Below are 239 nucleotides of genomic sequence, written 5' to 3' on the forward strand. Positions count from 1 at the left end.
CGGCACTCTCTCCAGGGCCCGCGCCTCCCTCGAGAGCTTGGCTCCCTCGGGCGCCTTGCGAACTTTCTTCTCTGTCGCGCGCTGCCCGCCGTTCCCTTCGCCGCGCAGGAACCGATCCTCTTCGTCATCGATGGGTTCAACGGTTGCCGACCGTGCTTCATCGAGACCGAGATCACTATCGTCCGTGCGATCCGGAGCCTTCAGGGACTTGACATATGTGGTCGTCGGAAGACGGAATT

Annotated in this window: 1 pseudogene; it reads right to left on the bottom strand. The window is 62.3% G+C overall.

What is annotated here, in order from left to right:
* Positions 1-239: pseudogene (locus AF337_RS44680) on the bottom strand (hypothetical protein); the annotation flags it as partial.

The sequence above is a fragment of the Rhizobium ecuadorense genome, from assembly GCF_001187535.1.
GTDB lineage: Bacteria > Pseudomonadota > Alphaproteobacteria > Rhizobiales > Rhizobiaceae > Rhizobium > Rhizobium ecuadorense.